Raw genomic sequence first — 21014 nt, 5'->3', positions numbered from 1 at the left:
TACCTTTCAGGAACAGTCTACTCTAGCTTTTTTACTGAAATTTTATCGTACGAATACTCAGAAATATCAATTTCATAATCTTCCTTCCCATTAACCTTTACTACAAAAGTATACTTTGATTTCCATTCCAATAATTGAATTTTATCAATCACATATTTATCAAATCTGTCGCTCGAAAGAAAGAAACTAGCTTCAAGTGCCTTCTGATTACCCTCAATACCCTTAAGACTAATTTGCTCTATAACTATAGAAAAGTGCCCTTCCTCACTTACTGCCAATGCTCTAAACATGAAATAACCTTCGTTACCATCCCCAATCGAGTAGGGAGATGTCAAAACAGATTTTATATTGAAATAATACCTTGGTAATTCTTGAGCATTAAGATTAACAAATGCGAAAAAGAGTACAGCAGTAATAAGTTGTTTCATTTATTCGAAATACTAATTTCCTATCTTACAGTTTAATTAAATAAGTAAATAGAGTGCAAAAAAACCAACCCTAAAAACCTCATAATTAAATATTAAAATGATTCGGGTTCTTTTTATTAGGTCGAAAACTAATGACTTCGATAAAACTAGCATTCACTCGGTAATAAATGCTTGTTTGCTCACTAAAAACACATTTTCGCAAGCCTTTTTTGCGTTTAGATGCCTTAAACATATCAGGGTTTTCAGCAATAAGACCGAGCACTTTTTCTATCCTGCTATATATTTCTTTGGCCTTTTGAACACCAAAGTTCTCAACGATATACTCAAGTAGTGCTATTTCTTCTTGCCTTGCCCTAGGCGAGTATCGTATTTCCAGCCTCAACTTCAGAAATTAAAACGATTCTTGATTTCTTCTTGTAATGACTTATGAGATACATACTCACCTTTATCCAACTGCTCAATTCCTTCATTAATTGCAGCCTGATCTTCAGGGCTTACGTCACTCCAAAAATCTTCATCATCAATTTTTAACAAAGATTTTATCTGGTTTAATAGCTCCTCATCTTTAGTATTGATGATTTCAGATATGATTCTATACTTTACAGCAATATCCATTTCTATGTATTCTCAATGATTAAAGTTAGCAATTAAAGTGCATTAGAATGAATTCATCTGCTATCTATTCGCAATATACATTGTATACTAGCAAACAAAAGAGACTGTCTTCACCACGCTCAATTCTATCACTATCTTAGCACAAAACTTAAACCATGCCGCTCATTAGAACTTCGATCAGCCACCTTTCAAAAGATCAAATTGCATTAATCGGAATTCCGTTCGATGCGCACGCTTCTTTTTTGCAAGGGCCAGCCAAGGCACCTGAACTGATTATTGAGGCTATTGAGTCTGACTCGGCTAATTTCTTTACAGAATCACTAAATGATCTGAATGAGCACGCAAGAATTGCTTGGTGTGGCAATGCTGATTTGGAAGATTACTTCTCAATTAGCCAACCGATTGAGGCAATTCTGGAAAAAGGAGCGATTCCGTTTTCACTAGGTGGCGACCACTCGATCACCTACCCGATTCTCAAAGCCATCCACAAACATCATGGCAAAGTGAACATCCTTCATTTTGATGCGCACACCGACCTATATGATGAATTAGACAACAACAAGTACTCTCACGCTTGTCCTTTTGCCAGAATTATGGAAGAAGGGCTGGCTGAAAGCCTCACGCAAGTTGGCATTCGCACACTTACACAGCACACCAAAGAGCAAGCTGAGCGATTTGGCGTGAACATCATTCAAATGAAAGACTGGACTCCTGAAACGAAGTTTGAAATTGAAGGCCCGGTTTATCTTTCCTTCGATATGGATGTGCTTGATCCTGCTTTTGCGCCAGGAATTTCTCATCATGAACCAGGTGGTTTTTCAACCAGAGAAGTGCTCCGAATTATTCAAAAGCTAGACCTAAACATTGTTGGTTTAGACCTAGTGGAATACAATCCCGACAGAGACGTTAATGGCGTAACTGCAATGGTCTCAGCGAAAATCGTCAAGGAGTTGATCGATAGATTCCTATAAATTAATCCTATCACTTGAAAGGCTCGTTTTACAATTTTATCGTGCTGATCCCTCCGCTACGGTCGGGATGGAAAATGGAATAATCAAAAGTGATCAGTTGGTGACAACACCAACTGAGGGTTATAAATACCTATTGGTCTGACCACTTGGAGTGGTCAGACCAATACATAAGTCCCGAATCTTGGAACACATAGAATATCTTGAACAAAAGACACGATAGTAGAAAAAGTAAAACCGAAACATCTGAATCAATATCCACCTAAACCTTGTCTAAAATCCGACCCAAGCTTGTAAGAAACTTGACCTAGGTATGGCAAATTTGCTTAGTTGATCCCTCCGCTATGGTCGGGATGGAAAATGAGATGATCAGTTGGTGACAACAACTGAGGACTATAAATACTTATTGGTCTGACCACTTGGAGTAGTCAGACCAATAGTGAGGCTTTAGGTGCTCATAAGGGATTGGATCTGGCTACTTTGAACCAGTGCGCCACCAATAGAACTCTTCTAGTTTATCGGTATTGATAAAGTCTACACCGAGTTTTTCCATTTGCTCCCAGCTATTCTGATTATCAGGGATTGCCCAAAAGCGGAGCTTCTTGCCTTCAGCATGCGTTTGCTTAACCAATTCCTTGATTTTCTTTCGGTCTTCTTTTGGAAGTTTACCTTCTCCATTCCATTTAGAATAAGTCCTAAAACCGACACTAATTACAGGCATTATGTGCGTACGATAGCCCTTCCCTAAATCATTCGGCCTACCATCTAATGCAGCTAATTCTGGGTTATTATTTACTAATCCGATGGGTCTTTGGCCTGATATGAACAATGTTACTGCTCCATCCTTATCCACCTCAGTTTCACCCAATTTGGTAAATAGGTGCGTATATTTCTTCTGTAGCTTTGCCAAAGCTATGTAAGAAGCATCAGCATCGTTTTTAAAATCTACCATCAGGTAAAAAGGCAATTCACTTCCCTTATAAACCCTTCCAGCATTGGCTTTTACTATACTGTCTAATGGTTGAAAATAAAGCGCTTCTAAAGTGCGGTCTTCGGAAATATCCTCAAAATCATGCGCTACAAACAGCTCTCCGTTCACCTCAAAAACATCAGCTTCTATAGAGGTAAAGCCAAATGAGTGAGCATCTAAAAGTGGTCTCTCATGATCGTAATCATTATGCGCATGCGATTTAGGCAAAGGATTTTGCGCATATACAAAACAGGAGAAAGTAAGTAAGCAGCAAAAAATGGAGATACGTTGTAGGTTAATCATGGGTCAAAAAAAAGTTATCGATAATATTATTGTCTAGATCTATGGCCTTAAAATTAAGCGTATCGTTGGTGACTTTGATTAAGCCAAAATGATGAATACTTAATACTTTATCCATTTTAGGATGAGAAGCATTTTCTTTCGGCTCCAAACCTCCACCCGCTCCACCAACTATTACAAATGCTGTTTTCTGTTTTCCGTAGGTTTTTATTTTCCTCTCATAATCGTGCGTATGACCAGCTATCACCATGTCTATCTTCGCCTTCTCATAAAGAGGAAGAAGTAGGTTACGTAGGGAAATTTCTCCATGATACCCGGGCCAACCTTGAGAGTAAGGCGGATGATGACTCACCAAAAACCGCCATTTGGCAGAAGTCCAAGCTTCGCTTTGAATCTGTTCCATAAACCATCGATACTGCTCAGAGCTATTAGGTAGACCCACCGGGAAAGTTTCATTTAGGTCGAGGGCTATAAATGCTAAATCACCATCCTTCCAAGCGTAGTAGTTTTGTTGATTGGGTACCCCTAAATACTTACTGAAATTATTCGGCTTCAATTCTTCATAGTAGCCATCGTAATCGTGGTTACCGGGAACAGGATAATGCGCGTAACCACCGAGATGCATTGAACGCAACAACCTCAAATACTCCTGCTCATTATCTCCTTGACCCACCAAGTCGCCAGCTCCCACCGAAAAATGTGGCAAATACTGATTCGACATGCGCATGATTCTATCAAAAACTTTCCAGCCACTTTGACTATCGGCCCAAACCATAAATTCTTGGCTATTCGTATTCTTCTTCTCTGGAAAAATATAGACGGGAGAAATCAAGCCATCTTGAATAACTCTGTAATACTTAAGCGAATCTGAAATAGCTACTAGAAACACCCCTTCTTCCCCTTCAACCTCCACTTGATTAGACAACGCATCTGGCTGCTTTCCATAAATAAGTTTGGCTTTTGAGTTACTAATACTCACCCATCTAGCATATAATTGACCTGTACTACCCTTTTGAAAAATAGGCTCAGCCAATAGAACTGGTTTTCTCTTCAGCTTCTGAATGGTAGACTCCAATTCGGCTAATGTCAGCCGCTCCTTTGCCTTCATTATCTGCCTTGTTTCAGACTCGGACAGATTGGTTAACAAAGCTTCTTTGGTAAGAACTTCGCGAAGAAGCGCTCTTCGCTGCATTAGAAGTTTATGCGACTCCCATTTATCTTGATCAATGAATTCAACAGACCGCAATCCACCTGCCATGGCATTGTTTAGAACTCGTATGGTAAGTGTATAATTACCAGCCTTAGCTACTGGGTAGTAAGCGGCCAGTTCGGGAGCAACTCTTTCTCCATTTAACCAAAGCTGAGCACCATCATCGGCATTTATTCGAAGCACTCCTCTACCCAATTGAACCTCGGTTTGATACCAAATGGAATGGTCTGGCAATAGAATTCGATGGGGAATCCGTATAGTCTTTTCCTCCGTAAATTCTGGAAGAGATATATTCGCCCCTCCTCGAAAATCGGCCAAGTTTAACCGCCAAAGGGAATCGATTGAGACACCCAAACCATCCTCAAAAGGAATTAGTCGATCTACCGCACCAGATATTTTTTCGTCTAATTGAAGTGTAAAAGGCCTGAAGCTAGCTTTTTGCTCCTCTTCCAAGTTACAGCTAGTTAGAAACGCTACCAAAAAGCTTATGAGTAATAGGCTATATCTTTTGCAACCCATCTTCTAAGGTGTTTAGTACCGCATCAATCTCAGGCTGGGTAATAACCAAAGCGGGCTTGAGGTTGAGAATGTTTTGCTGAATCAGCTTAAATGACACACCACGCTCGAAACAAAAGGCCATTAATTGATGTGCTTCTTCAACTGCTCGTTCTTTAGTGGTTCTGTTCTTCACCAAGTCCAAACCCAGATTCAAACCTAAGCCGGTAACATTTCCTATAATTTCATAACGTTCTTTGAGTGTCTCAAGGCCATTTTTGAAGTAATCGCCCAAGGTTGCCGCTCGTTCAACCAAGTTGTCTTCTTCCAACACCTCAATTACCGTTTTAGCAGCGGCTGCGCAGAAAGGACTCTTTTCATGGGTGTAATGTCCAATGGATTTATGCTGAAGTGTATTGAGTTTTTCCTTACCAATAATACCAGCATAAGGCACTATCCCTCCTCCAAAACCCTTGCCGATTACCAGTATATCTGGAGTTACAAAGTGTTCCGAAGCAAACATTTTCCCCGTTCGACCAAAAGCAGTATAGATCTCATCGAAAATGAGCAGAATACCAAGTTCATTGCAAAGCTTTCTAACCTGTTCCCAATAGTACTTTGTGGGCACGGTACTGTTGTAGAATATTGGCTCTGTGACTAATGCAGCAATCTCCTGCTCTTTAGCAACCATTTTATCCAATTGCTTGAGATACATCTCATCGATGAACATTTGATCATCGCTATTCCATGGGTTTCGGTAATAATCTGGCAATGGAAGATGCAAGGCTCCAGGCATCATCGGGCCGAGCCCTTCTTTAAAATGTGGGTCGGCACCAATTGAAACTGCTTGAAAGCCAGTTCCATGAAAAGTCCCTTCGAATGACAGCGTCTTATACCTGCCAGTATGGTGTTTGGCCAACATTACGGCCATTTCAATGGCTTCTGAGCCGCCTGGGCAAAAAAGTACGCGAGACAGATCGTCTGGAGCGAGCTCGGTTAACTTTTCTGCCAAAACTACAGTTGGCTCATTAGTGAACCTTCTTGGTGCGAAAGAAAGTCCAATATCCATTTGGTGCTTTAGCGCCTGCACTACTTTCGGATGATTATATCCGATGGTGTGCACACCATTTCCATGCAAATCGAGGTATTTCTTTCCGCTACCATCAAAGATATAAGCCCCTTCTGCCTTGCTGATAGTATTGAAAACTGGAGTGGAAAGTGTCTGATGGAGGAACACCTCTGCATCGCGTTGAAGCAGCTCATCATCTACTCCTTCTCTTTCAGTCATTTGCTTTAAAGCGCCTATTTGTTCTCCTTGATTTACTGCCATCTTAATGGTGAATTGGGTGATTAGTGAATTAGATGATTGGTAAATTGAGTTTTTACCCCTGCCCTAAAGAGTGAGTGACAACGCCTTCGTTTAGTCATCCCTTTAGGGATTGAGGGTGTTTTTTTGGTCATTGGACAATAGTCACTTGTCATTGGACATTGGTCATTGGCATGAGCTATTGACTAACATACAACACACTTGCTGGTATGAGTTGCTTTCTGATTTCTGGACCTTCATAATAAGCACCCAGCCATTTGCCTCCGCCACCATTAAACCATTCAATTCTGATCTGATGCTTACCAGGCTGCAAATTCACTGTGCCAAATTTCTCAATCACCCCGTGGTCACCATCATTATCCGCAACTAACTGATCATTGATAAAAAGTCTACTGCCATCATCGCTTGCTACGGTGAAGGTGTAATCTCCAGCTTTCTCAATGGCGATAAAGCCTTGATAAACAACCGCTACATGCTCTTCTCTTGTCAGTTTTGTCCTACTCAAACTAGGCTCTAGCGCTACGCCCTCCGCCACTGGCTTGTGAGCGTTGAAGTTTGGTAGCTTTACCATTTCATCTACCTCGTAGACTTGGTATTTCATTCCATGATTCACTTCCGCATCGATAAACCTAAAAAAGCCTCTTTCTACTTCGCTTTTCCTAGTTCCTTCTGCAAACACGGCAGAGCTCACCACGGTATTTTCTTTCAACATAAAAGGCACTCCAAACATTTGAGATTGAGCAGTTGGCGTAGATCCATCAGTGGTATATCTTACCTCGCCTTTGGCATTCGGGTTGGCGATTTTGACCTCAGCAGGCTCACCAACATACAAGCCTCCGGCCGGTGACCAAGCATCGGCTTTTGGACTGATTTCTGGCTTTCGCATAGATGTAGGAGCCGTATACTCTGGCTCAATTTCTTCACCCTGAAAAATCTCTAATACTGGTCGGCCAATCCAAGCTTGAGGCTTCTTCAGTCCGAAAAGTTCGGCAACTGTAGCCGGTGTATCGAAGGTGTTAATTGTACCCTTTATCTGATAATTCTCTTTGACACCTTTTCCATAGGCAATCCAAGGAATTTGAATTTCTTCTAGCGACTCACCTCCATGACCAAAACCTTTACCTCCATGATCTGAGGTTATAATAATCACTGTTTCGTCCTTCATGGGAGATTTCTCAACAGCCTGCTTGATGAGGCCTATGAGAGAATCTGCTTTCTCTACCGACTGATAATAAGCTGGAGAACCATGCCCTTTTCCGTGCCCAGCTCCATCTACATGGTCTAAATGCACGAACATGAAGTTAGGCTGATCGTTTTCCCAATATTCCACAGCGTGTTGGGCAGTAGCCACTTCGCCCTCTACATGCTTCTGATAAGTTGGATCGGCATGATCGAACAGGTTACCAAAACCTCCCCAGTCGTAAATAATTGAAGTTTTAAGCTCTGGTTTCTGCTCTTTCGCTATTCTGAAAATTGTTGGAAAGAAAGCACCAGTAGAATTCACCTGTGTTGGTAAAATATGTTGATCTGCTCGCCAGGCATTCGAAGTAATTCCATGCTGGGCTGGGCTCGCCCCCATAATCATAGAGGCCCAATTTGGGCTACTGCTTGTTGGCAACACCCCTCTGGCTATCATAGAAGAAGCACCATTTACCATCATTTCATCCATATTTGGTGTGCTTGCTTTTTGGACTCCATCAGGACTCATGCCATCTACACCTATAACAATTACGTGCTTTGCACTATGCTTTTGGCTTTCTTGCCCGCAACTAAAAAGCAAGGCGCTGCCAAGCACAGCCCATATACAGGCTGTGAAATTTCTTCTGAAAGTATGTTTCATGCTATGAAAGTTTGTCCCAAGGGCCAGTAATGGCCAGGGTATCTCCATTTTCTTGAATATTTACAAAAAGTGTTTTTCCCGAAGGTGAGAACGTAACACCAGCAAACTCCGACTTTGAGCTTCTGTTACAAGCAATGTCGTACAGCTCGCCTTTTTGATTGATTCCACGAACGTGATTGAGCTCTCCGTTGTCTTCTGTTAGCACTACATCTCCCCATGGCGCAATACACAGGTTGTCACACATGTGGAGCACAGTTTTGTCTTCCGACTCAGCAAATAGCTCTAGTGTATTTTCTTCGGGAGAGTACTTAAATACTTGCCCAAACCTTTTTGGACCACCATTGGTACAAGCAAAATAGACTTCGTTATTGCCATACCACATGCCTTCTCCTCTGGCAAAACGAGCGGCTCCTTGGTCAAAGCCTCTAAACCTTAGGTCATCTTCTTCCGGATCTACATTCTCAAGGTCGATCCACTCTACATCGAATTTTTCGTTCGCTTTAATGGTTACCCCTTCCCAGTTTCTGGTATCGAAGCTCGGTTGACCCTTAATGGCTAAGGCCTGAAGTTTTCCTCCAGCATGTAAATCATTCTTGTCATTTGGAATGAAGCGATAAATTAAGCCATCATGAGTATCTTCGGTTTGATACACGTAATGCGTTTCTGGATCTACAGCCACAGCTTCATGATTGAAGCGGCCCATAGCTTTAATTGGCTTAGGTTCGGCAACTGCAATATTTTCGGAAGCTGGCACCTCGAAAACATAACCGTGGTATTGCTCTACTGGCCCTTCGGGCTTGGTCACATCTTCTTCACAAGTTAACCAGCTACCCCAAGGCGTTATACCACCAGCACAGTTTCGGTAAGTTCCGGCCAGGCTTAAGTATTGCTTTTCTACCTCGCCAGTTTCTTCATTGTAAACCAAAGTGGTTGTTCCTCCTAAACCTGGAAATTCATTATTACCAGCATCGAATAGGTTTTCGGCACCAAATGCTTCTAGATTTTCATTTTCATTACCAAAAGCTCCCTCCTCTTTTCTGCCAGGGCTGTTTTCATGATTCCTAACTATTAACACTTTACCATTGGCCGCCTCAAAGGTTCCCATGCCATCCGGTCTGGCAGGCACTTTTAAACCATCGTCCATCTTTTCGCCCCACTTAGAAATTACTTTATAAGAGAAGCCTTCTGGTAAATCTAGATAGCCTTTAGGATCGGTGATGAGTTTAACTTTAATATCTTCGGTTACCGCCTTTGTTGCGCATCGGGAAAGAGCTACAAAGCCCATACTTACAATTGCCGATTGCTTGATGAATTTTCTTCTGCTGGTTGTGGTCATAGTAGTAGTTTTGAAAAGTGTGAACCACCCCTAAACCTGAAGTGGAACACCCGTCCTATATTGAAAAACCTAATCTAATTCAATTGAATGCCTTTTTGAGGTTCAGGAAATGAACACTCTGTTAAGCTTACTTAATGAAGGTTTCTACGGCTTTTCCGCCACCTTCTATCTTATATTCTAGCCCTAATAATTTTGCTGCGGTGGCTGCTAACTGGTTTTGATAATACTGGCCTTTCTCCACCACTCCCAAAGCAGGAGTGTCTGGCCCTATAGCGGCCATCCAAATTTCACCAGCCCCGGTAATATCGGTTCCGTGACTTCTCCAAGTATCTAATGGCTCAGTTCCTCTACCATGGTCTGTTGTGATGAGCAAAGTAGTTTTATCCTTGTACTGAGGAGTAGACTGAATGTACTCCCAAATTTCTTTGATGAACTGATCGGTTTGCTTGGCCGACTTTAGGTAATGATCGTATTCGCCATCATGGGCAAAATCGTCAGTTTCTCCGTAGGCAATGTACACCAGCTTAGGTGAGTGCTTTTTGACGTATTCCATAGCGAAATGATGAGTAAAAGCATCTAATCTCACTCCTCCCCATGGGCTTGGAATTTCATCTTGTAGCTTATTCAGAAATTGCTCTCTCTCAGAAAGTGGCTCATCTGTAGATTTCTCGAAGCCTGCATTCACGGGCACTCCGCTTCTTTCTTCATTGATGATATAAGGAAAAACATCCCACGAACCGAAAGCAGCTACTTTACCTTTAAGACCCTCTTGCTTATTCGCAAACTCTAAAATAGTCTCGTTTGGGTTTTGGATTTTAGCATTAGAATTTATTCTGGCATCGTCTGCTTTACCAGTTAGAATTTCATTGTAACCAGGATAAGAAAACCACATGTTATTGGTGCAGTTAACTAGACTTCCTAACTCTCTATTTCCTAAAAGTTGCCCCTCCTTAGCTAGAGTATTCCAAAAAAATGGCATTAACACCTCTCTTCTCTCAGTAGGCGTTTCCCTCCAAAAAAGCGTTGAAAGCTCTTTAGTGTTGTCTACATAGTCTTTGTTTTCAATGAGCTGAGCATCGGCACCAGTGTAAAGCTCTTGCCACCTTAAACCGTCTAAAGAGATAATAAATAGGTTTTCAGTTTTGTGTTGAGCACATGCATTTAGGCTCACAACACCTAAAAGTAGAATCAGTAATCTGGTTTTCATGATTGAGTTTTTAAAACGGTCGTGACATTGTATCACGACCGTTCTCTTTATGAATTAATTAACAACTATGTTCTTATTGAACATCCCACCACACCTTAGTGACATTATTATCTGGGCCTTGTCTCTGGATTACAGCGTTGTAATTATCCTTGTTCAAAGCCTGAACGCTAGATGGGTAAATGAATCTCACAGGTACTGTTGGTTGAACAGCTCCGGGGCCAGGGTTAATCTCTGGCATTCCAGTTCTTCTCCAGTCGAACCAACCTTCCAAACCATTGAAGAAGTTGGCAATCCACTTTTGAGTGGCAATTTTCTCCAACTTTTCTGCACTAGTTCCTGTATAAGCAACCTCTGGTTGAGCAAAGTAAGCTGCATCTGCATTTACTGCATCTTTAATGGCTGTGTAACCTGCCACATCAAGTCTCTCATCATAATAGTCATAAGAAGCCTGAATACCATTATTGTAGTAAGTGGCAGCATCTCCAGTAGAAATAAATCCACGTTCTCTGGCTTCAGCCAAAATGAATTGAAGCTCTGAGTAGGTCATAATTAAGCCTTGTCTGGCAATTGGCGAAGCCAAAGGGTTACAAGCAGAACAAGAGAACATTAAACCTAATCTAGAGATGAAGTTTGAACCACCCTTAGCAGGGTCTCCACTAGGAGAATATTGAAGCGCCTCTTCATCGGCCAAGCCGTTAGGCACTCCTTCATAATCGTCCCAATCTCCTACTAAACCAGCACCTGAATCGGTAGTTGGCTGAGCGTATACAAACAACCTTGTATCGTTAAGAGACTTCAGTGTGTTTTCCATTTTCTCGCTCAATCTATACTCATCGAATGAACCAGATCTGGTAGTATAAAGCGGCTGCTGGTTTGGCAAATCGGCCAAGTATTGCAATGCCACGTTATCATCATTGCTCTCAAGAATTGGGAAGGTAGTTGGGTTAGAAACAATAGCCTGCATTGCACTGCTAGGATCTATTCTATCTGACAAACGCAAATGCGTTCTCAACAGTAATGAGTTGGCAAACTTCTTCCAACGAAGTATATCACCAGAGAAAAGAATATCGCCTTCAATTCCTTGACCATTTACATCTAATAGGTTGTTGGCTTCAGAAAGGTTAGCAATAATACTCTGATAGATGCTCTCTTGAGAATCGAATGTAGGCAGGTTAGTACCTTCTTTGGCCATAGTGGCTTCGCTGAAAGGCACATCACCATAGCTATCTGTTAAGATTGAGTACAACCAAGACTGATAAACCATGGCAACTCCTCTGTAATTATTGTTACCAGACTCAGTAGCAATGCGCTTAATGTTCTCCAAATCGCGCATAATGTTGTAGTAAGAGTTGTAAGGGTTAGACTCTGGCCCCCAGTTATACCTATCTTCATTGGTAAACTGAATTTTAGCAGAGTACTGCATTACCACGTTTCCTGTTCCCCAAGCCTTACCAGCATTTTCGTTGATTCCGTTTCTCAATACTGTTGGTAGTAATAGAGAAGCCGGCACTTGCTCTGGGCTGTTAGGATTCATGTTCAATTCTTCGAATCCGTCTTCACAAGCAGACACACCTATTACTAAAGCTAGTGTGGCTGCTGTTCTTTTTATATTGAATAATTTCATTTTCGTTGAATTAAAAGAGATTAAAATTTAACGTTCAGATTGAAGCCAATGCTTCTGGCAGAAGGGTAAGCCATGTTTTCGATACCTGGCTGAAGTGTTCCTCCGCTCATTGCCATCACATCTGGATCGAAGTGTGGATTCTCTGTCCAAAGGGCTAAGTTTCTACCAACTACAGACACTTTAATTGACTGCACAAAAGAGTTAGCAAACCAGCTAGAAGGCATGGTGTAACCAATTCTCACTTCTCTCAACTTTACATAAGAAGCATCGTACTTAGCCGCCTCTACGTTGTTACGCTCATAATATCTGTTGTGCCAGTTTCTAGAGCTCACCTTTGTGGTATTTGGAGAATAAGAACCATCAGGATTTTCAACTACACCCGGAGAAACAATTCCGTTCTCTTCTTGCGTTAGGTCATATCCGTTTTCACGTCCGTAAAGAGTTTCTTTTAACTGACCTGAGGTACTACCAATGGTTTTGGTTCTAGAAACTACAATACCGCCATGTCTGATATCGAATAAGAAACCGAAAGAGAAGTTTTTGTAAGACAATGTATTCTGGATACCCATCATCCAATCTGGGTTGTAGTTACCTTGCTTCTTCAATTCAGGGTCTCTTAAAGGAGTACCTTCTGCAGAGTGAATTATCTGTCCAAAGTATTCGCTGTTCGGATCTTCTACTCTAGCGAAGCCTACACCGTAGATATCGCCCATTCTTTCGCCTTCTCTGGCCTGTACAAAGGCTCCGTTTCTTTCGGTCAACGTGTAAGCATCAACATTTTCGTCTAGCTCAATTACTTTAGATCTGTTTCTAGTAAAGTTTACTGACGCATCCCAAGTAACACCATTGACCTTCTGCACAGGAGTACCATAAGCCATTAGCTCAATACCATTATTCTGAATTTCACCAGCATTGATAATTCTGCTAGCATAACCTGTAGCAATATCTAAAGTGATCGGAATAATCTGATCTCTCGTTCTATTGTCGTAGTAAGTGAAATCTACTCCAAAACGGCCACCAAACATTCTAAGGTCTGCTCCAATTTCATAAGAGCTTGTTCTTTCTGGCTTAAGCTCGGCATTGGCCAAGGTAGAAGATTCAGATTTCGCTTGAACACCACCCCAAGCTGTACTTGAATTGTACACATTAGTAAGGCTGTAAGGGTTTGTATCATTACCCACTTCAGCATAAGCGGCTCTCACCTTTGCAAATGAAATAACAGAAGGTAAAATGAACATATCGCTCAATACAGCACTCGCAGTGATAGACGGATAGAAGTAACTATTGTTTTCTACAGGAAGCGTAGAAGACCAGTCGTTTCTACCAGTAATATCTAAGAACAACATGTTCTTATAAGCGAATTGTCCGTAACCGTAGATCGAGTTAATCTTCTTTTCTTGGTCGTACTGATTTACCTGGAGATTTACAGCAGAGTTTGAGAAATTATAGATACCAGGAATCAATAACTGAGGAGCCACCGTTTGGTTGTAGTTGTTTGTTTGGCTCATTCTGTTTCCACCTACTGATACTGTAAAAGAGAAGTCTTCATTCACCTCCTTGTTGTAGGTTAGAAGTACATCTGAGTTTTGTTCGTAGAAGAATAGCTTGTCTTCTCTATACATTCCCAATGGGAAACGCTGTGTACTGAATGCTCTTTTTCTATCGCGAAGCTCGTTGTAAAAATCAATACCTGTTCTCACCATTAGGCTCAACTCATCAGTAAACTGATAGCTAGCTGAAACAGTACCGAATATTCTATTCTTATTCTGTCCGTTTGTGTTTTCGTAAGTAGTGAAATACGGGTTATCGTGATAATTGTAGTTGTAGTTAAACTGCTGTACACCTTCCAAGCCTGGCATCCAATAGTTTCTCAGGTTGTTGGTATTGATTTGTCTACCATACCAAATCCACAGATACATCAAACTTTCAGTACCGTAGCTAATTGCTGGTCTGTTATCACTTTGTGTGTTCACGTAGTTAGCTGATGCGCTTACCTTCAGCTTATCTGTAAGGTTCATATCGGTTTTAAGTGAAACTGTATTTCTCTTAAGGTCGGTATTTGGCACCATACCTTTTTGATCTAGATTGGTATAAGAGAAACGTACGTTTCCGAAGTCATTATTAGCACTTACACTGATGTTGTTGGTAAGCGTAACACCTGTTTCGAAAAAGTCATTGATGTTATCAGGATTTGCTACCCAAGGAGTTGGAGTAATAGTGCTACCTGCAGGTGCGTTTAAATCTCCTCCTCTAAAGCCTTCAGCATCTCTAGGAGAGTCGAACTGAGGAATTAACTGACCATCCATTCTAGGGCCCCAGCTTTCGTCAACACCATCGGCAATACCTGAACCTGAACCGTCTACGAATGCAAACTGACCGTTGTTTCCTTGGCCATAAACATCTTGCCACTCAGGTAATCTCAAAGGATTTTCAAAGCTAACATTTGAGTTGAAGGTGATACCCAAACCTCTTTTCCCTTTACCAGATTTAGTGGTAATTAAGATGGCTCCATTGGCAGCTCTTGAACCATAAAGTGCTGCAGCTGCAGGGCCTTTAAGTACAGAAACCGAAGCAATGTCATCAGGATTGATTTCACCAGCAGCGTTACCGTAATCTACTTCTAAGTTTCCGCTTCCCGATGAACCATTTACATTGTTACTGATAGGAATTCCGTCTACCACAAACAGCGGTTGGTTAGCATTTACGTTTAGAGAAGATTCACCACGAATGATTACTCTGGATGATCCTCCAACGCCAGAACCAGAACCAGTGATTTGAACACCAGCAATTTTACCACTCAATGCATCTACCACATTGGTTTCTCTTGCTTCGGTCAATTCTTCGCCCTGAACTTCTTGAACAGAGTAACCCAAAGCCTTAGACTCTCTTTCTACACCCAGTGCAGTTACCACCACTTCTTGAAGAGAAGTAACGTTTTCAGAAAGGCTTACATTAATTACAGAACGGTTTCCTATGGTCTCTTCTAGGGTTACATAACCCACAAATGAGAAAACTAATACATCGGAATTGTCTGGAATACTTAAGTTGAAACGGCCATCGGCATCTGTAACCATACCTAAGGTTGTTCCTTTTACTTTAACCGTTACAAAAGGTAAAGGCTCGTTGGTAGCTGCATCTACAACAGTACCCGTAATTGTCTTATCTAAAGACTCGGTGAGTGCACCGGCCTTTGCCTCTGGATGCATAAAAACACCCATTATTATTGCTAGAGCTGTAAGCCAAACCGACATGCGAGAAGGCTTGTTCGCACAATTTTTCATAGATTAGATTGTTTATTAAAGTTGTCTTAAAAGGTTGCTTTAGTAAATTTTAGTTTGATCCTGTCTGAAGCTTCCGCCAAGATGATTCAGACAGTAAGAGCGAATTTTGGAGTGCCTACAGGCACTTCTTTTTTGAGTATCGATCCTTATTACATAGGCCTTCTTTTTTTGAGTTGAGTCTTTGTTTACAATTCATTGAGGATTTCCTCAGCCAAGCCAAATGACATGGTCATTCCTGCCCCACCGAGACCGTTAACTATCATTACTCCCTCTTGAGGTTGAAGCACCAATTCAGTGGCTCCATTCATCATTTTAGGGTATATTCCGTGCCATCTAGAAGAGATTGACCAATCCTTGAAATCAGCAAAAGTGGCCAAGTAATCCAGAATCATTTGGTCTATAAACTCTTGATTGAAAGGACTCAAGTCCTTACCATACTCATGTGAATCTCCAATGGTTAGCTCCCCACTTCCATTCTGCGAAACCATTACATTTAGTCCCCATTTGAGGTATTCAGGGTGATTTTCTTCATAATATGCCTTTAGCGCTCCATGCGAAGGTGTTTGCTTAAAGGCTTCATAGTGAACCAGAGTTAAGCCTCCACATAAGGCAGGACCTATTTTCCATTCGTTGGGTTGACTAATCAAACGCATCATTTGCAGCTTGCATTTGTTGATGTCTTGCTGCCCGAAAAGCTCGGGGTACAGCGTTTCAAAGTCCGCACCACTACATACCAAAATCAAATCGGCCTGAAGTAATTGGTCTTTCGATGTTTTAACTGATGGATGATTCACCTCTACCGCGGTGGTATTCCAGTGAAACTGAACACCCAATTGCTCTTGCAGGTATGCTGGAATTTTAGCGATGGCTTCTCTCGGATCAACAATCAGTTCTTCATTACTCCATAGTGCTGCTTTTAGGCCTTTCTGTACCACAGCTTCTGAAGTTATTTGAGAAGGCTTAAGTACACTATATTGACTTTTCTCAGAAGCAAACTCTTCTATTACTGCCAACTCTTCTGGCAAATACGCCATGTGCAGACTACCAACTTCGCCATGCCAGATATTGGCCTTTTCGGCAACTTCTTTCCAAATAGCTCTTGAGTTGATCGCTCTTTGATATTTCTCCCCTTTTGGTTGACCTACAGGCCAAACCATTCCGAAATTTCTAACTGATGCGCCCTGAGCTTTTTCGCTTCGCTCTATCACTTCTATACTATAGCCTTGCAAGGCTAATTTTCTAGCGCAAGCCAGACCTACAATTCCGGCACCTACAACAATTGCTTTCTTACTCATAGTATTCAGTTCAAAACCAATTGACCTGCTACAGTCGATTGGCGTTGATATTTTCTTTTAAAATAAATGGCCGAACCCGCAGTGATAATCACTCCAAACACAGAAACCACCAGTAATGAATTTTGAAAAAACTGAGTCCAAGACATTTCTCCGAAGCCTGCTAGCTCTTTGTAAAAGAGAAAGCCCATGCTGCCCAAATAGCCAAAGCTATCGGCCAGGTACATCAGATAACCTGCATTGCCCTTGCTCTTAAAAACTGCCATAAATCGATCGAAAATGACGCAGTTGAATGGCACGTAAGCTAAGTACAAACCGAAGCCCACCAAGACCATCCAAGGCAGGGCTCCGATCTGTGACATTGAGAAAATATATGAACTAGTAAAAATGATTATGAACCCTAGACCAATCAGCAAGTGATTGATCATGAATGCTTTAAGATTATCCTTTATAAGTACTAGCAGACAAATAATTACCAATACCGCTAGTGAAATCGGCACCTCTGTTTGAGTGAAAATTCCTGGCTGCTCACCATACCCTTGCTCTACCCAAATATTGGCTACGAAGTTGTCTCGAACATCTCGTAGAAGGGTCAGAAAAACATAGGCAATAACCAGTAGCAAAATGCCACTGGCGTATTGCTTAAAAAAGCCTGATCGCTCTGCCTTAGACATAGTGTCTCGCTTATTCTTTCTAGCTATATCCTTGGTACACGGAGCAGGTATTTGATCCAGTATCCAGACGAACAAAAGCAATGGCAGCACAAAGACTAAACCTGTTAGAAAGGGCATCCACCAAGCCGAAACACCAAAGTCTACCATAAGACCAGCTCCAACAGTTTTCACTAAGCCAGAAGAAAAAATGAAGCTAACTCCTAAAAAAGCGCCCATAAACTCCGTGGCTCTTCTACCTTCTAGATAACTGAATACAAGCCCCCAAACCATACCTAGTGGGAAGCCATTGATAAGAAGCATAAGAATATTGGCGGGCTTTGGCACCAACGGAAAAAACAGCAAAGCCAACCAGCTTATAGCAATTAGAACTAAAGTAGCTTTAGCTCTACCCTTTTGTCCTCGCTCGGCAATGAACTTAATTCCGTAGAATTTAGATAAGGTATATCCTATGGTTTGGGCAAAAATGAGCCAGATTTTATAATCGATTCCGAGCCATTCCATTTCACCGAAAGTGGCCGCTGTAAATGGTTTTCTAAAAGCATACATGCAGGAGTAAGTACCAAATGCGGCAAGCGCCCCAACAATGGCTACTACTTTATGATCTGCCCTCTGTAAGTATGCCTTCGGACTCATATCACTCAGTTTCAAAAATTTCTTTCAGCTCCTTAAGTGAATCTACCGCATGAGAAGCGCCCATATCTATCAGGTCAGCTTTGCTATACATGTCTGAGCTTACCCCAACAATCACCAAGCATCCGGCATTCTTTCCTTCAGCTATATCAGAAGCAGTGTCGCCTACTTTCGCCACCTGAGAAGACTCTGCTATTTGAAAGTGAGCTTTAGCCTTTTCAATCATAAAGGGTGCTGGTCTTCCAGACTCCACCTCGTCTGAGGTTACAGAAAAGTCTATGAGTTGGTTTTTCGCCCACCCCATCTTATCGATGAGTATATCTGCCGTAGTTCTGAAATAGCCAGTATCCAAAACCACCTTGATGTTATTGGCCTTTAAGAACTCAAAAAACTCTGTGGTACCTTCTATTTCTGTTAAGTCGTCAGCGGCCTTATAAGCATCTTCAACATTTCCGATAAAGGAGTTAAAAACAACTTCAATGGCTTCATCTGTGATATTTTCATCTTCAGATTTCATGAGCAGGGCAATTCCCTCCTTCTTATTCATGCCTCCAATTCGAGACATTACATCTTCCAGAGTAAACTCAAACCCATATTCGGACAAGGCGTCCCTTACGCATTTATAAACAGTTTTTCCTTCATCTATCGTAGTGCCTGCCATATCGAACACCACCATCTTCACAGTATCTTTAATCATTCTTTACACTGATAATCGGCATGTAATCCATGCCTTTGCTTACATTTAAAAAATCCAACCTGAGCGTTACATGAAATCTGACATCCTGAGTGCCATTGGCAAAAAGCTTCGAAACGTGCGTAAAGAGAAAGGGCTAAGCCTTGCTGATGTAGCCCAGAAAAGCGGCATAACGCCAGGGCTACTTTCGAAAATCGAAAACTTCCGTACCATGCCTTCTTTGCCTGTTCTTTACAAAATTTCAGAGGCGCTAGAAGAGCCTTTGTCTGAAATTGTAAAACCGGTGGATGAAGAGCCTGAAGCATCATTTACTCTGATTCGAAAAGGTGAAGGTGAAAGAGAATCTAGATACGACTCTAAAGGTCTCATTTACGAAAACCTGATGTCTCAAATTATTCACAGCCAACCTGTTAAGGTGGTTACTGTAACAGTATTGCCAGGTATTTTCAGAAAGCCATTGGCTAATGACTCGTACGAATTGGTGTATTTGCTCGAAGGAGAAATTATCTATGGTCTTCTCGATGAAAAAGTTCATCTGAAGAAGGGAGATACACTTTATTTTAATGGTCAAATTCCTCATTCTCTTAAAAACCCCGGTACTACACCAGCCAAGCTGTTTAAGGCTTACTTTATGAACTCAAGTATTTAGAAAGGCCTTCTCTCTAAATGTTCATATATGTAAAATTAGGAAGAGATTTTTTTGAGAAAATCGACTTAAGATTCTTTAATAAAACAGTAACTCCTTTCACACAGAGTTAATATTCAATTAATTGATTACTAGTGATTTAAAATAAATTGAAAAGCAGATTTTACATTTCAATTGATGAGCATGATTAATTTTTCATAACCTATTGACTTGAATATTTGTCACTTTTAAAAGTTGACAAATATGAAAACTAAGAATCAACTTCCTAACTCTTCAATGGCTTTAAGGAATAGAGATACTTCCTCCTCAGTATTATAATAATGTACGCAGGCGCGGACTATTTCTTTCAGACCTTTGGCAGTCATATCCAAGTAAGTGTTTGGCACTCCATTCCAACTAAGGTTAATACCTCTATCTAACAACCAAAACATTACGTCAGGTGCTGCCATGCCATCTACGGTGAAAGAGATAATACCACCAAGTTCTATACCCTGATCTTGAAGATGAATATGTTCCATTTTACGAAGCCCATCTCTCAATTGAGTGGCCAATACCTGAACTCGCTGCCAGATATTCTCCAGACCTGCCTCATAGGCATAATCCGCTGCGACTTTCAACCCTAATTGATTAGCTCTATTGCCCTCCCAGTTTTCGAACTTGCGTGCATCTTCTCTTATTTCATAAGTCTGTTCACCTGTCCAAGTGGCTGAATGTAAATCGACAGTGTAAGGAGTAAGTTTCGGCAAAACCGACTCACGAACATATAAGAACCCTGTCCCCCTAGGCGCACGAAGGTATTTACGGCCCGTTGCAGAAAGCATATCGCATTGAATCTTCTCTACATCAATTGGATATTGCCCTACAGTTTGACAGGCATCTAGCAGATAGAGCACTCCTTTCGACTTACAGATTTCACCAATCTGCTCTGCTGGAGCTAAATGGCCAGAGTTGGTAGGCATATGAGTGATGGAAACCAACTTTGTTTTAGCAGAAAAGAGCTTTTCAAAAGCCTCCAAATCTTCATCTCCATTCTCATTATTAGGAATCACCTTAATGATTGGTTTCTTAGGATGATGTAAGTAAGCCAAGTAATTACTAGCGTAATCGGGTCTATTGCAGATAATTTCATCGCCTTCTTGCCAATCGATGGCCTGAAAAGCGGCATTCCATGCAGCTGTAGCATTTTCGACAATGGCTATTTCCTTACTTTGAGCATTAATCAACCTAGCTACAGAATCATAGGTAGAATCTAGTTCATCAGCCCGCTTCATTTGAATCTCATATCCACCAATTGTAGCCTCTTCTTTCAGAAAATCGATGACTGTATCTCTCACAATATTGGAAGGCAATGAAGCCCCAGCATTATTGAAGTGAATGACTTTCTGAACTCCATCGGTTTCTGCTCTAAATCTGGCAATATCTTTGTCTGAAAACATATTGAAAGTTAAGGAACCTAAAGAGAATGTCACCATTTAAG

17 protein-coding genes are annotated in these 21014 nt (G+C 41.4%); 2 read left to right on the top strand and 15 right to left on the bottom strand.

Translation table 11 applies throughout. From position 1 onward, the window contains the following. Positions 1 to 17: 17 nt before the first annotated feature. The 3 genes from AWW68_RS18725 to AWW68_RS18715 all read right to left on the bottom strand — a co-directional run bounded on the left by AWW68_RS18725 (position 18) and on the right by AWW68_RS18715 (position 1043). Positions 18 to 428 carry a hypothetical protein gene (locus AWW68_RS18725; protein WP_068224923.1) on the bottom strand — a complete coding sequence of 137 codons (411 nt, stop codon included), beginning with the start codon at positions 426 to 428 and terminating at the stop codon, positions 18 to 20. Between the two features lie 85 nt (positions 429 to 513). Next, entirely contained in the window at positions 514 to 810 is a 297-nt protein-coding gene (locus AWW68_RS18720; RefSeq protein ID WP_068224921.1) for a type II toxin-antitoxin system RelE/ParE family toxin, read from the bottom strand. Between the two features lie 2 nt (positions 811 to 812). Next, complete coding sequence (locus AWW68_RS18715; RefSeq protein WP_068224919.1) at positions 813 to 1043, bottom strand: hypothetical protein; 231 nt, start codon at positions 1041 to 1043, stop codon at positions 813 to 815. Positions 1044 to 1198: 155 nt separating this feature from the next. On the opposite strand from AWW68_RS18715, the gene speB reads away from it, so the two are divergent. After that, positions 1199 to 2014, top strand: a complete 816-nt coding sequence (speB, locus tag AWW68_RS18710) for an agmatinase (RefSeq protein ID WP_068224918.1) — start codon at positions 1199 to 1201, stop codon at positions 2012 to 2014. Between the two features lie 472 nt (positions 2015 to 2486). On the opposite strand, the gene AWW68_RS18705 is transcribed toward speB, so the two are convergent. The 11 genes from AWW68_RS18705 to AWW68_RS18655 all read right to left on the bottom strand — a co-directional run bounded on the left by AWW68_RS18705 (position 2487) and on the right by AWW68_RS18655 (position 18894). Further along, positions 2487 to 3284, bottom strand: coding sequence for a phosphatidylinositol-specific phospholipase C/glycerophosphodiester phosphodiesterase family protein (locus tag AWW68_RS18705; protein ID WP_068224916.1), 798 nt, complete (start codon positions 3282 to 3284; stop codon positions 2487 to 2489). Continuing rightward, on the bottom strand, positions 3277 to 5010 hold the full coding sequence (locus AWW68_RS18700; RefSeq protein ID WP_084375766.1) for a metallophosphoesterase family protein: 1734 nt from the start codon (positions 5008 to 5010) through the stop codon (positions 3277 to 3279). The genes AWW68_RS18705 and AWW68_RS18700 overlap by 8 nt, the downstream gene beginning before the upstream one ends. Further along, the gene (gene pbfA / locus AWW68_RS18695; RefSeq protein WP_068224912.1) at positions 4991 to 6316 is read right to left on the bottom strand and encodes a (R)-1-hydroxy-2-aminoethylphosphonate ammonia-lyase; all 1326 of its coding nucleotides are present in this window, start codon (positions 6314 to 6316) and stop codon (positions 4991 to 4993) included. Before pbfA ends, AWW68_RS18700 begins: the two co-directional genes overlap by 20 nt. Positions 6317 to 6491: 175 nt before the next feature. Continuing rightward, complete coding sequence (locus AWW68_RS18690) at positions 6492 to 8153, bottom strand: alkaline phosphatase family protein (RefSeq protein ID WP_068224911.1); 1662 nt, start codon at positions 8151 to 8153, stop codon at positions 6492 to 6494. Position 8154: 1 nt separating this feature from the next. Beyond that, on the bottom strand, positions 8155 to 9489 hold the full coding sequence (locus AWW68_RS18685) for an alkaline phosphatase PhoX (RefSeq protein ID WP_068224909.1): 1335 nt from the start codon (positions 9487 to 9489) through the stop codon (positions 8155 to 8157). 127 nt (positions 9490 to 9616) lie between these two features. Further along, entirely contained in the window at positions 9617 to 10696 is a 1080-nt protein-coding gene (locus AWW68_RS18680) for an alkaline phosphatase family protein (protein ID WP_068224907.1), read from the bottom strand. 73 nt (positions 10697 to 10769) lie between these two features. After that, complete coding sequence (locus AWW68_RS18675; protein WP_068224906.1) at positions 10770 to 12320, bottom strand: SusD/RagB family nutrient-binding outer membrane lipoprotein; 1551 nt, start codon at positions 12318 to 12320, stop codon at positions 10770 to 10772. A gap of 20 nt (positions 12321 to 12340) precedes the next feature. Then, complete coding sequence (locus AWW68_RS18670) at positions 12341 to 15601, bottom strand: SusC/RagA family TonB-linked outer membrane protein (protein WP_068224905.1); 3261 nt, start codon at positions 15599 to 15601, stop codon at positions 12341 to 12343. Positions 15602 to 15786: 185 nt separating this feature from the next. Beyond that, positions 15787 to 16896: a TIGR03364 family FAD-dependent oxidoreductase gene (locus AWW68_RS18665; protein ID WP_068224903.1), complete on the bottom strand. Its 1110-nt coding sequence runs from the start codon at positions 16894 to 16896 to the stop codon at positions 15787 to 15789. 5 nt (positions 16897 to 16901) lie between these two features. Continuing rightward, on the bottom strand, positions 16902 to 18200 hold the full coding sequence (locus tag AWW68_RS18660) for a DUF5690 family protein (protein WP_068224902.1): 1299 nt from the start codon (positions 18198 to 18200) through the stop codon (positions 16902 to 16904). Between the two features lies 1 nt (position 18201). Further along, a complete protein-coding gene (locus tag AWW68_RS18655) occupies positions 18202 to 18894 on the bottom strand; it encodes an HAD-IA family hydrolase (RefSeq protein WP_068224900.1) in 693 nt (230 codons plus the stop codon). Positions 18895 to 18964: 70 nt separating this feature from the next. Here AWW68_RS18655 and AWW68_RS18650 point away from each other — a divergent pair, with 70 nt between their 5' ends. After that, positions 18965 to 19540, top strand: coding sequence for a helix-turn-helix domain-containing protein (locus tag AWW68_RS18650; RefSeq protein ID WP_068224898.1), 576 nt, complete (start codon positions 18965 to 18967; stop codon positions 19538 to 19540). Positions 19541 to 19794: 254 nt separating this feature from the next. On the opposite strand, the gene AWW68_RS18645 is transcribed toward AWW68_RS18650, so the two are convergent. Beyond that, positions 19795 to 20973 carry an aminotransferase class V-fold PLP-dependent enzyme gene (locus AWW68_RS18645; RefSeq protein WP_068224896.1) on the bottom strand — a complete coding sequence of 393 codons (1179 nt, stop codon included), beginning with the start codon at positions 20971 to 20973 and terminating at the stop codon, positions 19795 to 19797. Between the last annotated feature and the right edge of the window lie 41 nt (positions 20974 to 21014).

The sequence above is a fragment of the Roseivirga spongicola genome, assembly GCF_001592965.1.
Classification (GTDB): domain Bacteria; phylum Bacteroidota; class Bacteroidia; order Cytophagales; family Cyclobacteriaceae; genus Roseivirga; species Roseivirga spongicola.
The sequence above is the reverse complement of the archived record's forward strand: the minus strand, read 5'-3'. Positions and strand labels throughout refer to the sequence as shown.

Excerpts from the sequence above, each read along its gene's own strand:
- AWW68_RS18725 (WP_068224923.1), bottom strand. The coding sequence starts at position 428 with ATGAAACAACTTATTACTGCTGTACTCTTTTTCGCATTTGTTAATCTT.
- AWW68_RS18715 (WP_068224919.1), bottom strand. The coding sequence starts at position 1,043 with ATGGATATTGCTGTAAAGTATAGAATCATATCTGAAATCATCAATACT.
- speB (WP_068224918.1), top strand. The coding sequence starts at position 1,199 with ATGCCGCTCATTAGAACTTCGATCAGCCACCTTTCAAAAGATCAAATT.
- AWW68_RS18705 (WP_068224916.1), bottom strand. The coding sequence starts at position 3,284 with ATGATTAACCTACAACGTATCTCCATTTTTTGCTGCTTACTTACTTTC.
- AWW68_RS18700 (WP_084375766.1), bottom strand. The coding sequence starts at position 5,010 with ATGGGTTGCAAAAGATATAGCCTATTACTCATAAGCTTTTTGGTAGCG.
- pbfA (WP_068224912.1), bottom strand. The coding sequence starts at position 6,316 with ATGGCAGTAAATCAAGGAGAACAAATAGGCGCTTTAAAGCAAATGACT.
- AWW68_RS18690 (WP_068224911.1), bottom strand. The coding sequence starts at position 8,153 with ATGAAACATACTTTCAGAAGAAATTTCACAGCCTGTATATGGGCTGTG.
- AWW68_RS18685 (WP_068224909.1), bottom strand. The coding sequence starts at position 9,489 with ATGACCACAACCAGCAGAAGAAAATTCATCAAGCAATCGGCAATTGTA.
- AWW68_RS18680 (WP_068224907.1), bottom strand. The coding sequence starts at position 10,696 with ATGAAAACCAGATTACTGATTCTACTTTTAGGTGTTGTGAGCCTAAAT.
- AWW68_RS18675 (WP_068224906.1), bottom strand. The coding sequence starts at position 12,320 with ATGAAATTATTCAATATAAAAAGAACAGCAGCCACACTAGCTTTAGTA.
- AWW68_RS18670 (WP_068224905.1), bottom strand. The coding sequence starts at position 15,601 with ATGAAAAATTGTGCGAACAAGCCTTCTCGCATGTCGGTTTGGCTTACA.
- AWW68_RS18665 (WP_068224903.1), bottom strand. The coding sequence starts at position 16,896 with ATGAGTAAGAAAGCAATTGTTGTAGGTGCCGGAATTGTAGGTCTGGCT.
- AWW68_RS18660 (WP_068224902.1), bottom strand. The coding sequence starts at position 18,200 with ATGAGTCCGAAGGCATACTTACAGAGGGCAGATCATAAAGTAGTAGCC.
- AWW68_RS18655 (WP_068224900.1), bottom strand. The coding sequence starts at position 18,894 with ATGATTAAAGATACTGTGAAGATGGTGGTGTTCGATATGGCAGGCACT.
- AWW68_RS18650 (WP_068224898.1), top strand. The coding sequence starts at position 18,965 with ATGAAATCTGACATCCTGAGTGCCATTGGCAAAAAGCTTCGAAACGTG.
- AWW68_RS18645 (WP_068224896.1), bottom strand. The coding sequence starts at position 20,973 with ATGTTTTCAGACAAAGATATTGCCAGATTTAGAGCAGAAACCGATGGA.